The organism is Arcticibacter sp. MXS-1 (genome assembly GCF_041902385.1).
Lineage (GTDB): Bacteria > Bacteroidota > Bacteroidia > Sphingobacteriales > Sphingobacteriaceae > Arcticibacter.
Genome location: NZ_CP169244.1, coordinates 3,924,964 through 3,938,267 on the forward strand (window position 1 = coordinate 3,924,964; position 13,304 = coordinate 3,938,267).

The 13,304-nt window shown below is 44.8% G+C and carries 12 protein-coding genes; 6 read left to right on the forward strand and 6 right to left on the reverse strand.

The window, feature by feature from the left end:
- Positions 1 to 70 precede the first annotated feature (70 nt).
- A complete protein-coding gene (fabV, locus tag ACES2C_RS17005) occupies positions 71 to 1,264 on the forward strand; it encodes an enoyl-ACP reductase FabV (protein ID WP_374164260.1) in 1,194 nt (397 codons plus the stop codon).
- Positions 1,265 to 1,334: 70 nt separating this feature from the next.
- Here the strand turns inward: fabV and rlmB are convergent, their stop codons facing one another.
- Positions 1,335 to 2,099 (reverse strand): 23S rRNA (guanosine(2251)-2'-O)-methyltransferase RlmB, encoded by a 765-nt coding sequence (gene rlmB, locus ACES2C_RS17010; RefSeq protein WP_374164261.1) that lies wholly within the window; start codon positions 2,097 to 2,099, stop codon positions 1,335 to 1,337.
- 258 nt (positions 2,100 to 2,357) lie between these two features.
- On the opposite strand from rlmB, the gene dnaB reads away from it, so the two are divergent.
- On the forward strand, positions 2,358 to 3,932 hold the full coding sequence (dnaB, locus tag ACES2C_RS17015; RefSeq protein ID WP_374164262.1) for a replicative DNA helicase: 1,575 nt from the start codon (positions 2,358 to 2,360) through the stop codon (positions 3,930 to 3,932).
- Between the two features lie 6 nt (positions 3,933 to 3,938).
- Here dnaB and chrA read toward each other — a convergent pair whose 3' ends face one another.
- Together chrA and ACES2C_RS17025 are read right to left on the reverse strand one after the other, a co-directional pair.
- Positions 3,939 to 5,138, reverse strand: a complete 1,200-nt coding sequence (gene chrA / locus ACES2C_RS17020) for a chromate efflux transporter (RefSeq protein ID WP_374164263.1) — start codon at positions 5,136 to 5,138, stop codon at positions 3,939 to 3,941.
- A gap of 1 nt (position 5,139) precedes the next feature.
- Positions 5,140 to 5,475, reverse strand: a complete 336-nt coding sequence (locus ACES2C_RS17025) for a tetratricopeptide repeat protein (protein WP_374164264.1) — start codon at positions 5,473 to 5,475, stop codon at positions 5,140 to 5,142.
- Positions 5,476 to 5,724: 249 nt separating this feature from the next.
- Here ACES2C_RS17025 and ACES2C_RS17030 point away from each other — a divergent pair, with 249 nt between their 5' ends.
- Both ACES2C_RS17030 and ACES2C_RS17035 read left to right on the forward strand, forming a co-directional pair.
- Positions 5,725 to 6,324, forward strand: coding sequence for a bifunctional nuclease domain-containing protein (locus ACES2C_RS17030; protein ID WP_374164265.1), 600 nt, complete (start codon positions 5,725 to 5,727; stop codon positions 6,322 to 6,324).
- Between the two features lie 62 nt (positions 6,325 to 6,386).
- The gene (locus ACES2C_RS17035) at positions 6,387 to 7,655 is read left to right on the forward strand and encodes a NupC/NupG family nucleoside CNT transporter (protein ID WP_374164266.1); all 1,269 of its coding nucleotides are present in this window, start codon (positions 6,387 to 6,389) and stop codon (positions 7,653 to 7,655) included.
- A 245-nt stretch (positions 7,656 to 7,900) separates the two neighbouring features.
- On the opposite strand, the gene ACES2C_RS17040 is transcribed toward ACES2C_RS17035, so the two are convergent.
- Positions 7,901 to 9,190: a citrate synthase gene (locus tag ACES2C_RS17040; RefSeq protein ID WP_374164267.1), complete on the reverse strand. Its 1,290-nt coding sequence runs from the start codon at positions 9,188 to 9,190 to the stop codon at positions 7,901 to 7,903.
- A gap of 370 nt (positions 9,191 to 9,560) precedes the next feature.
- Between ACES2C_RS17040 and ACES2C_RS17045 the strand changes: the two genes are divergently transcribed.
- On the forward strand, positions 9,561 to 9,944 hold the full coding sequence (locus ACES2C_RS17045) for a response regulator (RefSeq protein WP_374164268.1): 384 nt from the start codon (positions 9,561 to 9,563) through the stop codon (positions 9,942 to 9,944).
- A gap of 6 nt (positions 9,945 to 9,950) precedes the next feature.
- On the forward strand, positions 9,951 to 11,039 hold the full coding sequence (locus ACES2C_RS17050; RefSeq protein WP_374164269.1) for a sugar transferase: 1,089 nt from the start codon (positions 9,951 to 9,953) through the stop codon (positions 11,037 to 11,039).
- Between the two features lie 136 nt (positions 11,040 to 11,175).
- On the opposite strand, the gene ACES2C_RS17055 is transcribed toward ACES2C_RS17050, so the two are convergent.
- Positions 11,176 to 12,006: an OmpA family protein gene (locus ACES2C_RS17055; RefSeq protein ID WP_374164270.1), complete on the reverse strand. Its 831-nt coding sequence runs from the start codon at positions 12,004 to 12,006 to the stop codon at positions 11,176 to 11,178.
- The gene (locus ACES2C_RS17060; RefSeq protein ID WP_374164271.1) at positions 11,964 to 13,304 is read right to left on the reverse strand and encodes a hypothetical protein; all 1,341 of its coding nucleotides are present in this window, start codon (positions 13,302 to 13,304) and stop codon (positions 11,964 to 11,966) included. The genes ACES2C_RS17055 and ACES2C_RS17060 overlap by 43 nt, the downstream gene beginning before the upstream one ends.

Below are 13,304 nucleotides of genomic sequence, written 5' to 3' on the forward strand. Positions count from 1 at the left end.
GAATGTGGGAGTAAATTCCTGCAATTGCGAAAATATTTCTAAGTTTGAATCTTTATAAGCGAAAAAAACAATGATTATTGAGCCAAAAATAAGAGGTTTCATTTGTACTACGGCCCATCCTGCCGGATGTGAACAGAATGTAATTAACCAGATAAATTACATAAAATCAAAAGGTTCAATTGAAGGACCAAAGAAAGTTTTAGTAATTGGAGCCTCTACCGGTTTTGGTCTCGCGTCCCGGATAACGAGTGCATTTGGATCCGGTGCATCTACTATAGGGGTATTTTTTGAAAAGCCGGCTGCAGAAGGAAAGCCCGGATCAGCGGGCTGGTACAATAATGCCGCTTTTGAGCAGCAAGCTATCGGGGCAGGTCTTTATGCCAAAAGCATCAACGGAGATGCTTTCTCGGATGAGGTCAAGGAAAAAACAGTAAACCTGATTAAACAAGACCTGGGCACGATTGATCTGGTCATCTATTCACTTGCTTCGCCCAGAAGGACTCATCCTAAAACCGGAGTAACCCACCAATCTGTTTTAAAGCCGATCGGGCAGCCCTTCACAAGTAAAACTGTCGATTTTCACACCGGCATTGTTTCAGATATTTCGATAGAACCTGCGGGCGGACAGGATGTAGAGAATACCGTAGCAGTAATGGGCGGCGAGGACTGGCTTTTCTGGATAGAGACGCTTAAAGCTGCGGGCGTACTGGCTGAGGGTGCTCTCACTGTAGCCTATTCTTACATCGGCCCGTCTTTGACCGAGCCTGTCTACAGAAAAGGCACAATCGGAAAGGCAAAAGATGATCTTGAAAAGACTGTAGGTGTTATTGACCAGGTGCTGGGTGATCTTAAAGGCAAAGCTTATGTATCAGTGAACAAGGCATTGGTTACGCAAGCGAGTTCTGCTATCCCGGTTATTCCGCTATATATGTCGCTTTTATTTAAGGTAATGAAGGCCGATAATATCCACGAAGGATGCATTGAGCAAATTCAGCGTCTTTTTGCTGCAAGACTTTATAACGGCGGTGCTGTTCCGACGGATGAACAAGGACGGATACGGATAGATGACTGGGAAATGAGAGAAAACGTTCAGTCGGAAGTATCGCGGCTATGGGAAGAAGCTACAACCGAAAATCTTTCCGCCATCGGCGATCTGGAAGGCTATCGAAAAGACTTCATGAACCTCTTCGGATTTAATATTGCAGGTGTAGATTATCAGAAAGATGTAGACGAAGTGGTTGAAACACCGGGACTGCTTTCTTAGGCGTCCGCTTTGTCAGTATAAAAAAAGAGGCTGGATCGCATGTGATTCGGCCTCTTTTTTTATACTGCTATTAAAAACCTCTCTGACGCACTGCCTCGTAAAGAATGATGCCTGCCGAAACGGAAACGTTTAATGAGGCGATCTCTCCGTTCATCGGAATTTTCGCGAGATGATCGGCCGATCGTATAATCTCTGAAGAAATTCCGTCTTCTTCTGAGCCCATCACTACGGCAGTCGGACCAGTGTAATCCACCTTGTAGAGATAATCGTTGGTCTTCTCAGTGCAGGCCACTATTTGCAGTCCCGACTCACGCAGGAAACGCGTCACCTTTAAAAGACTTTCATGCCGGCAAACGGGGATCTTAAAGAGCGCACCGGCCGATGTTTTCACCGCATCAGAATTAACCTGCGCAGAGCCCTTCACCGGAACAACGATGGCGTGAACACCTGCACATTCAGCTGTTCGCGCGATGGCTCCCAGATTCCGCACATCTGTTATACCATCGAGAAGAAGGATCAGCGGCGTCTCCCCCCGCTCGTAGATATCGGGGATGATACTTTCAATGCTCTGGTAGGTAATGGGCGATATAACCCCAATAACCCCCTGATGGTTCTTTCGGGTGATCCTGTTCAGTTTTTCGACAGGAACCTGCTGATAATTGATCTGCTTGTCTTTCAGAACGGCCCGCAGCTCCAGAAACAATCCCCCTGTTAAACCTCGCTGTACATAAACAGCCTCGATATCTCTTCCGCTCTTTACTGCTTCTATTACCGCTCTAATCCCAAATATCATCTGGTTGTTCTCGCGCGTATTCCTGTCTGGGTTAGTGTTCATTAACAAAAAATTTAGCAGCGAAAATACTGAATATTTTCATGTAAGATGGTGCGGCTTCGTTTTGCGGCACTCTGTTTTTAACAGCTCCTAAAGTTATAAACATCCCCCTGACCCCTTTTATGTGCTGATATTCTGGGCAGTTAACATGTTATTAACAATTGAATGTTAATATAAAAGACGCTTTTTGAACAAAAACAACTAAGTGTAAATGACATGATGTGTAGAAAGGGAACCTGTTTATTGTGTATTTTTGTACCGATGAGCCTGGAAAAAGAAAATCAGTACAACAGTCAGGGAAAAGGGACGGGATTTGGAGAAAGAAGAACGAGGTTGAACAACCTCGTAAGTGGATTGGGTAAGCTGCCTCCTCAGGCTGTAGACCTGGAAGAAGCCGTGCTAGGGGCATTAATGCTTGAAAAGGACGCCTTGTCTGCTGTGATTGACATCCTTAAGCCTGAAGTATTCTATAAGGAAGCGCACCAGAAGATATTTGAAGCTATCCATACGTTGTTTCAGAAGTCCTCTCCTATTGATATCCTTACCGTTACCTCTCAATTGAGGCAACAGGGACATCTGGAGATGATCGGAGGCGCGTATTATATCACAGAACTGACCAACAGGGTCGTTTCTGCTGCCAATATCGAATATCACGCGCGAATTATTTCTCAGAAGTATATTCAGCGGGAACTCATCAGGATTTCTACCGAGATCATTAACAATGCGTATGAAGACACGACGGATATTTTTGATCTTTTAGACCACGCCGAGAAAAACCTCTTCGATATAGCTCAAAACAACCTTCGCCGTGATTCGCGCAAAATGGACGACATTGTGAGGGAATCGCTCGAAGCGCTTGAGAAGTTAAAGGATCGCGTTGATGGTCTGACAGGTATTCCATCGGGCTTTACGGCACTCGACAGAATGACTTCGGGCTGGCAGCCTTCTGACCTTGTCATCATCGCTGCGCGGCCTGCAATGGGTAAAACGGCCTTCGTTCTGAGCTGCGCGAGGAACGCCGCTGTACAGTTTGACAGACCTGTAGTGGTGTTCTCGCTTGAAATGTCCTCCGTTCAGCTGGTAAATCGTCTGATATCAGGCGAAGCAGAAATAGAGCAGGAAAAATTGAGAAAGGGAAACCTGGCTGAATGGGAATGGCAGCAGCTGCATTCTAAGATTGGGAAGCTGACAGAAGCTCCGCTGTTCATTGATGATACCCCCGCCTTAAATATTTTTGAATTCCGGGCCAAGTGCCGTCGTCTAAAAGCCCAGTACGATATTCAAATGATCATCGTCGACTACCTTCAGCTCATGCATGGCAAAGGCGAAGGTAAGGGCGGTAACCGTGAGCAGGAGATCGGTAGTATTTCAAGAGCGCTGAAATCAGTGGCGAAGGAACTCAATGTGCCTGTACTGGCCTTGTCGCAGCTCAGTCGTGCCGTTGAAAGCCGGCCGGGTGCAAGCAAGAAGCCAATGCTGTCTGACCTTCGTGAATCCGGTTCTATTGAGCAGGACGCAGATATGGTTCTCTTCCTTTACCGGCCCGAGTATTACGGTCTGACCGAGGACGAAGAAGGGCGGTCGACACTCGGTGTAGGTGAAGTCATTATCGCCAAACACAGAAATGGTGAGACCGGAACGGTTCCTCTTAAGTTTGTGGGCAAGTACGTTAAGTTTGCCGACCTCGACGAAGACTTTTCAGCATCCTCCGCACTTGCGACAGGTTCAGATCCATTTGCTGCACTCTCGCCGTCACAGGATTTTGATCCGAAGCCAGGCAACTTTATCATCCGGCCTTCCAGAATGGATGACATCGATGACGAGCCGCCGTTTTAATGATATTTACAAGAAGATACCCATCAGGATCCCAACTAGTATTATTATAGGGGCCCTGACCCGGGTGTAATGTAGAATCAGAAAGGTAGATAGTACCAGGCCTAAAGACAGCAGATTGGTGCCCACCGGCTTCATCAGAAAGATAAATGCGGCAATCATAAAACCTACAGCGACTGCGTTAATTCCCGAAAGCGAGTTCTTGATCCTCGTGATTTTTTTCAGGTCACTCCAGAATGGCACAAAGAAGAGAACAAGAATTGCTCCGGGAAGATTAATTCCGAGTGTCGCTACTACGCTCCCTACAATTTGTCCCAGTCCCCCGCTTCCGGCATTCTTCATTGTCATCGCTCCCAGAAAGGAAGTAAATGAAAAGGTAGGACCGGGAATAATCTGCTGGAAGGCGTATCCTGTCAGGAACTGAGACGAGGTGAGGTAAGCTTTCATTTCCACAAACTCTGTAAACATGAGAGGGATGAGTACCTGTCCCCCGCCGAATATGATAATTCCGTTTCGATAAAAGTTCTCAAACAGACGGATAGGCAGACTGAAGGGCGAGGTTTGATTAATGATGGCACCGAGCGCAGCGAAGAGCAGGAGAATGCCAAGGAAGTAGACAACCTTCTGCCTGTTAATAGCCGCAAATAGTTTTACCCGCAATGCTCCTTCTTCTTCACTAGTCTCAAGAGCAGAGGAGATGATACCGCCAATGAGAATGAGCAAGGGGAATACGAAGGCGTTTCGGAGGATCAGTGTAACCGGCACGGCAGCAAAAGCGAGCCAGGCAGCGGTTTTTGTTTTTAGCACAGACTTGGCGAGCCGGAATGCTGCATATCCCACTGTGCCTACTGCTACCGGCTGAACGAACCTTAAGATTTGATCAAACTGTTCTTTTTGTCCGAGCTGAGAGTAGGCCATCGCAGCTGCACACATCACCGCAGCAGAGGGGAAGATCCAGATTAAAAAGGTCAGGATGGCAAGGCGAAGTCCCCCCACCTTATAAGCAATGCCGATAATAGTCTGAGTAGACGACGGCCCAGGCAGGAGCTGTGTAAATGCATTTAACTCAAGAAGTTCGCTTTCGTTAATGTAGTGCCGTTTGTGCACAAATTCCCTCAGCATGATGCCCACATGGGCCTGTGCTCCTCCGAAGGCGGTGAAGGTAAATAACGTAACGTCGCGTATGAATAGTAGTTCCCTTGCTTTCAAATCAATCGTCTTCGTAGTCTTGTCCCGTGGCTGAAAGATATGCGCCCTTTAATTCCGCAAGTGCATGCGCGTTATGTTGCGCTTGTGCGACCTCCATTCCCTTCTGATAGGTTCGCAGCGCGTCGTCCTGACGGTCTAAATGTTCGTAAAGCCTTCCCAGGTGATAGTAAGTGCCCAGGTAATCAGTATGTTGAATTGTCAGGTCTTCGAAATAGCGGAGGGCATTCTGATGATTCCCGATATTGAGATACTCCGTAGCCAGTGCATATTTAAGAAAGGGGTCCTGCGGGTCTTTTTCAAGAAATTCTAAAAGCTTTTGTATTCGGGAGTCATGCATTTTAAAAAGAGGCTTTTTTAAACTAAATTTGCAACAAAATGATATCCGCTGAACAGCCAGCGAATACAGACAAAAGTAAATTTACTGGCGATAAAGTACAATATTGCTTATTAAATCTCTTATTGTTGGCAGGCCTTTTGTAAAATATGATTAAAAAGGCGGATATCGCAACCTTAAGCATTAGACAGCAAACATAAGGACGATACATGAAAGCGTTAAAGCAGACAAAGTAGGTTAAGGCCGGGAGACATGAAAAAAATCAAATTAGATATAGTAGGTTTGTCGTACAGCCAAACGCAGTCAGGAGCATACGCACTAGTTTTGGGAGAAGTGAACGGGAGACGACGACTTCCCATTATAATCGGGGGCTTCGAGGCGCAGGCGATAGCAATAGAAATAGAAAAGATGACTCCTACCCGCCCCCTCACTCATGACCTTTTCAAGTCTTTTGCTTTATCATTTAACATAGAAATACAGGAAGTTATCATATATAACCTTGTAGACGGCATCTTTTACGCCAAGTTGATCTGTTCTGACGGAAAGAGAACGATCGAGATAGACGCCAGAACCTCGGATGCTATTGCCCTGGCAGTCAGGTTTGAATGCCCTATTCACACTTACGAATTTATCCTAGCCACAGCAGGAATCATGATTGAAGGAAATGACTTTGTTTTTCTGGAGAACATGGAGGGAACCGTTGCGGAGGAAAAAACGACAGAGTCGGTCGCCAATTACACCACGATGTCTGAAGAAGAGTTAAAAGAAAAACTTCAGCAGGCTTTAAGTGACGAGGCATACGAGAAGGCGGTAAAAATCAGGGATGAGTTGTCCAGAAGGAAATCTTCTTAATATACATACGCAAATTGCTAATTCTTAATATATTTCAACTCATAGATCCCTTTTTATAGTTTATGGAACGTTTCACCGGCCTGATTGGTGTTGTGCTTATCTTTGGCATTGCCTTCTTAATGTCAAATAACCGAAAGGCCATTAATTATCGTGTTGTTCTGTCGGGCCTTGCAATACAGGTCATCCTGGCTGTCTTTATTCTTAAAGTTCCTGTTGGTAAAGTAATATTTGCATGGCTTGGTGCACTTGTTACCAAAATACTCGACTTTTCGCATGCAGGCGCTGAATTTGTTTTTGGTCCTCTGGCCAATCAGCTGTCGCTAAGCAAATCCTTTGGTGTAAACACCATCTTCTTCTTTAACATTGTTCCCACTATCATTTTTGTCGCGGTCTTGGTAAGTGTGGCGTACTACCTTGGCATCATGCAGCGAATCGTAAAAGTGGTAGCATATGCCGTGTATAAGGTAATGGGAGTTTCGGGAGCAGAGGCTCTTTCTAATGTAGCGAGTGCTTTTGTGGGTCAGGTGGAAGCGCAGATCATGATTAAGCCCTATTTGAAAGGCATGACGATGTCTGAACTGCTGGCCTCTATGACGGGTAGCATGGCTTGTATTGCTGGCGGTGTGATGGCCATTTACATATCATTAGGAGTGCCTGCTGAGTATCTCCTCGCTGCCAGTATCATGGCCGCACCTGCTGCACTGGTTATATCAAAGATCGTATGGCCCGAAACAGAAGTTTCTGAAACCAAAGGCGAGGTCTCGCTTGAGATTAAAAAGACCAGTGCAAATCTGGTAGATTCAATATCTCATGGAGCTAGTGATGGGTTAAAAGTTGGTCTGAATGTGATCGCTATGCTGGTAGGCTTTATCGCCATTATTGCCCTGGTAGACGCTGTGCTGGGATGGATTGGAGCTGGTCTGGCAGGCTGGGGAGTTTCCTTGTCTTTTGTAGGGATTGACATCCAGCATCTTAGTCTGAACCAGATATTGGGAAGTATTTTTTCTGTCTTTGCACGGGCGATGGGTGTACCGGGAAAAGACGCTCATGTTGCAGGCTCTCTGATGGGGACAAAGATGGTGATCAACGAATTCGTTGCCTATCTCGACCTTTCAAAAGTAAAAGCTACACTCGATCCAAAGACACTTATTATTACCAGCTTTGCGCTTTGCGGATTTGCTAATTTTAGTTCGATTGCCATTCAGGTGGGAGGTATTGGTGAACTAGCACCTCAGCGCCGGTCTGATCTTGCGAAACTTGGTGTTAAAGCACTCATTTGTGGTACGCTTGCTTCTTATCTCTCTGCTACTATTGCCGGGATGTTGTTGTAATATCCGACAATGGCACTTCTACAAAAGGCAAGATTCATAGTAAACACTCACGGGCTGCGTGCTCAAAAGGGGAAGACACTTGATTGAATGTTCTTTTCGGTTACTTAAACGGAGCGAAGCAATCTCATTGAGGCCTCCGAAAATCAATCAAACGTCTCAATAAACAAATACACTTTCACAAAAAAGCCCGGCTAATTTAACTTAGACCGGGCTTTTATTATTAATCTGTATTTGTAATCTCAGTTTTACCCTCTATGCCTGATATCAACAAAAGTTCTGTTTGTTTCACCGGTGTAGACCTGCCGCGGCCGTCCGATCGGTTCCTTATGATCTTTCAGTTCCAGCCACTGTGCGATCCATCCGGGAAGCCGTCCAAGTGCAAAAAGAACCGTGAACATCTCGGTTGGGAAACCGAGTGCACGATAAATAATGCCGGAATAGAAATCGACGTTCGGATATAATTTTCTTTCCACAAAGTATGGATCATGCAGGGCGGCATCCTCCAGTTTTTTAGCTATCTCGAGCACCGGGTCATTTATTCCAAGCTTTTCAAGGATGTTGTCGCAAGCCTGTTTGATAATCCTGGCGCGCGGATCGAAGTTCTTATATACGCGGTGTCCGAAGCCCATCAGACGGAAGTTATCATCTTTGTCCTTGGCTTTGTTGATCCATTTCTCCGTGTCGCCCCCATCGTTCTTGATTAGTTCCAGCATCTCGATTACTGCCTGGTTTGCTCCTCCGTGCAACGGCCCCCATAGTGCAGAAATGCCTGCCGATATTGAAGCATATAAGTTACTGCCTGAAGATCCCACTATTCTGACTGTAGAAGTAGAGCAGTTTTGCTCATGATCTGCATGTAAGATAAGCAGCTTGTCGAGTGCGTCGACCACGACAGGATCTATTTCCACTTCTTCGGTCACTTTCCCAAATGTCATATGCATGAAATTGGTGACATAGTCCATTTTGTTCAGAGGGTATATAAAAGGTTCACCAAGGGAGCCTTTATAGATCCAGGAAACGATGGTAGGCATTTTCGCCAGAAGTTTGATCACGGCAAGATCGATATCGGCCTTGCTAGGGTTAGGGTTAAGACTTTCAGGTGAAAATGCAGAAAGTGAGCTGACCAGCGAGCATAGCTGCCCCATTGGATGAGCGTTATGAGGAAATGCATCAAAAAACTTCTTCATATCCTCATGTATAAGCGTATGCTGGCTTATATTATGGCGAAATTCTTTTATCTGGGTTTCAGTAGGAAGTTCTCCATAAATTAAAAGATAGGCGACTTCAATGAAGGTCGACTTTTCAGCGAGCTCTTCAATGGGATATCCGCGGTATTTCAGGATGCCCTGTTCTCCGTCAAGAAAAGTGATAGCGCTGCTGGTAGCACCTGTATTCTTAAATCCTGTATCGAGTGTGATGTAGCCACTCAGATCACGCAATTTTGAGATGTCTATTGCTTTTTCGTTTTCAGTACCCGTTATAACCGGGAAATCATAAGTTTTGTCACCAAGGGTTAAAGAAGCTGTTTCTGACATATAATTTGGATGTTGGAACGCAAAATTAATTAAATATGGATGTTAGTAAACGTATTTGGTTTTTCTTAATGTAATTTTTTTGCAACGAGTTGGAGGGCGGACATTATATACTACGTTCTACATCGGAAGTAAACAACAAAAACACAATTATGATTTAAACATTTCAACTTAGTAATATGCACCTCCTGATTGTTAAAAGTATCAAAAAATTTTTGATTAATTAAAACTGTCCGCCCGGCCTGTAAAAATATCGGAACCTCTTTCTGTTTGATGCGTATAAGAACCGAATAACACATGACAGATAAAGCGTGCTGCTGGCAGGTGCTCTAAGTGCAGGGTCTGGAGCGTTTCAGCGGAGGTAAAATGCACAATGAAGAAGCAGATATTAGTTGTTGACGACGAAATAAGCATTCTAAAGCTTTTAAATTTCGTTTTATCGAAGGACTACGAGCTGGTCATTAAAAACAGCGGCGTAGAAGCTGTGGACTGGTTAGATCAGGGCAACGACCCGGATCTGATTATTTCAGACTTGCAGATGCCCTATTTCGATGGCAGTTCATTGGTTAGGAATTTAAAGATAAGCGGATACTACCGCAATACTCCCGTCATACTCTTGTCCGGCGTGGAGAACCTTGAAGAGAAGGTGACCACCATGCAGATTAAAGTTGAAGGTTTTCTTCAGAAACCCTTCAATCCGGGAAAGTTAAGATCAATGATAGAAGCATTACTCGTGCAATCCGAAAATAACAGATAAAGTTACATGATACTAACTTCAACCATAAACTTCTCACAACAAACAGGTGTCCATGGACGGATAGTCTACGTAGGAGCCGAGATTAGGTCGCATGTATTCTCCGGACTTCATGCGGGCTTCGATCTTGATGAGACTCTTTTGGACATACGCTCAGTTGAGCAGTACCTCAACGAACAGTCCTTACTTACACTCCCGGAAATTCTGTTAGTAGAGGCCGATTCAGACGGACTATGGGTTGACTTGGTAAAGACAATGAAAAAGAACTCTCTTCTACACGGGATGATTATAATTGTTCTTTCCACTTTTCATAATCCAAGATGGAAGTCTCAGGCTCTTGCTTTAAAAGTACATGATTTCTATGTGTATCCCTTTCCCGTTACGGACTTGTTCGAGCGTTTAAACTTCCTGGTGAAGTTTAAGCTTATTAGACCCAGACTAACGGAGCTTTCAGCCAATGTTGACGTTACCTATAAGATTCCTGTTCTTAAAAGAGTCTTCGACGTTGTAGCGTCGGGACTAGCGTTAGTTACTCTTAGCCCCTTGTTGCTGCTTATCGGGCTATTAATCAGGCTTGAGTCGAAAGGACCTGTAATTTACAAAAGCAAGAGGGTCGGGACGGGCTACAAGATTTTTGATTTTTACAAATTTCGCTCCATGCGCGTAAATGCAGACAAACAGATTGAGCAGCTCTCGGATCTAAATCAATATGGTAGTGGCGAAAAAGGGAAAGCCGCCTTTGTGAAAATCAAAGATGATCCCAGGGTAACACGTTTCGGAGCGTTTCTTAGAAAGACCAGTCTAGACGAACTGCCTCAGCTCTTTAATGTTCTGATTGGTGATATGTCTATGGTGGGTAATAGGCCCCTGCCGCTATACGAGGCTGAAATGCTCACTTCTAACGAGTGGACAACACGTTTTTTAGGCCCTGCCGGTTTAACCGGACTTTGGCAAATAAGTCGTAGAGGAAAAACAGAGATGTCTGAACGTGAACGTAAGAAGCTAGACAATTTCTACGCTTCCCGCCATTCATTTTGGCTTGACATGAAAATACTATTCGCCACTTTGCCCGCCATGCTTCAAAAGGAAAAAGCCTAAATACGTCACTATATGGGCCGGACGTTAAGTCGTTCGGCCCTACTCTGCTGATTAATATCTGCCTGCAGTTCTCGTTACTTTACTTCTATGCTTTAAGTTTGCTAACGCACAGTAATAGCGTTTATCCATTCTCTTTTCAAAGATCATTTCCGCAATCCAGCTGCGTTATATTCACATCGTTGAGAATAACGTCAAATTCTGTTCTTCTGTTTATCTGCTGAGCAGATTCAGGGCAGTCGAGACCATCCCGACATCTGTTGACTAAGCGGGTCTTCCCGTAGTATTCTACGCGGACTCTGCTGCCATCAACACCGTGCGAAATAAGATAACTTCTCGCGGCCTCTCCCCTTCTCATTGACAGAATACGGTTATACTGATCGGACGCCCGCGAGTCGCAGTGGCTCGACGTTATTACGCTAATTTCTGGATGTTGCGTCATTAGTTTTACAAGTTCATCCAGTGCGGGTCTTGCATCGGGTCTGATTTCAAAGCGGTCAAGGTCGTAATATATATTTTGTACCCTAAACACCTTTTTTAAAGAGTCGCACTTGTTAAAAATTATGTCTTGTTGGCCTTCGGTTTTGTTCAGTAAAATGTCCGCTTTGATTACAGTGTCTTTTTCAACTCCGGCAGTACTGATAAAGGAAGTACGGCTAAGGTAGCCCAATTTTTGAGCAACAAGTGAATAGTCGGTCTGGGGATCAAGAATTTTGGTAAACTCACCCTTTGCGTTTGATCGAAGGGTGTCGGCCCCGTCCAGCGTTTTAAGGATCAACCGGCTTCCCTGCAGCGACAATTTTGTATGGCGATCCCTAATAGTACCTGTAAGCACCACTTGATTACTCGCACGTTCTAAATGATAAATATTGTCGTCGCCGCATCTGTTAGAACTAAAATAGCCTTCGTTCCCTGTATCGCCGAGAGCTAATCCAAAGTCATCAAAAGACGAATTAACAGGACTACCCATATTTTTAGGGGCTCGACGGGCTTCATTTCCTTCAATTTTACGAAAAAAAGATCAAGGCCACCGAAACCCACGTGTCCGTTAGAAGCAAAGTATAAGGTGTTGTCGCCAGAAAGGAAAGGGAATTGCTCATTGCCCTCCGTGTTAACTGTTTTACCGAGATTAACGGGACGCGTCCACTCTCCTCTACCCGATCTGACACAGTAGTAGAGGTCGGTGCCACCGTATCCGCCAGGCATGTCAGAAGCAAAAACAAGGATCGATCCGTCTTTGCTTACAGCAGGGTGCCCGGTTGAATACTCGTCACTATTGTAAAGAAAGGGCTTGACACTACTTAGTTTGTTACCCGTAGCTGTATATAATTTCAATTTGTTAATGCCGTCTTTACTGCGTCCTGCCCTCCCGCGGTAGAAGTTATTACGGGTAAAAATGACAGATCCATCTGGAAAAACTGACAGGGGGCCGGCATGATAACCACTGTTAATGTTGCCACGAAGTCTTCTGGCAATACTGAACCGTTCTTTTGAATCAGTTTGAAATGATTTTACAAAAGATTCATCAGTACATCCTAATATCTTGCTATCATTACTAGTTTCCTCTGTGTTGTCGTCATTAAAGACGTAGTATCTATTTATCTTTTGAGAATCTTGAGTCTTTTTACTTTGTATATCTTCTCTTATATTAAGAATATTATCAACGAAAAAAAACTTCGTGTACGGGGTGTTATCCCACGGAAAAACGCTCCAGGTAAATCCTCTTCCCATACGGTTTGAGCAGAACAAAAGACCATGTTTAAAGAAGGTGGGTGAGTATTCTGATGCGGAGGTGTTTATGTTGCAGAAGTGGATCTGCCACGTTCCATTCTGCTTAGAAAGCTCGCTTAAGTTAGCTCTTCCAAACGCTTGGGCCCGTTTGTCCTGGGGTGCTAACCTTAGGTACTTTCGGTACCACTGTTCAGACTTTTCGTATTGTTGCTTGATAGCCAGAAGTTCTGCGAAATGCAGAGCTGATTCCGGCTTTGGATTCGGGTGGCTGCATACTTTCGCGTATGCCGTTACTGCTTTATCATAATCTCTGATTTGCGCATAACTATACGCAAGCATTTCTTGAGCCCCAATGTGCCCGCTATCGGCGGCAAGGACTTTCGTAAGTCGGGAAATCGCAGATACATAGCGAAATGAATTATAATCGAGTTCTGCCTTTTTCATTTCAGCAGCGACCGTTTTTATCTGAGCCTCAGCCGTCCACCCGCTTGAAAGGACTAGCAGGATAGCATATAAAAGCGTAAATACCTTATTCAT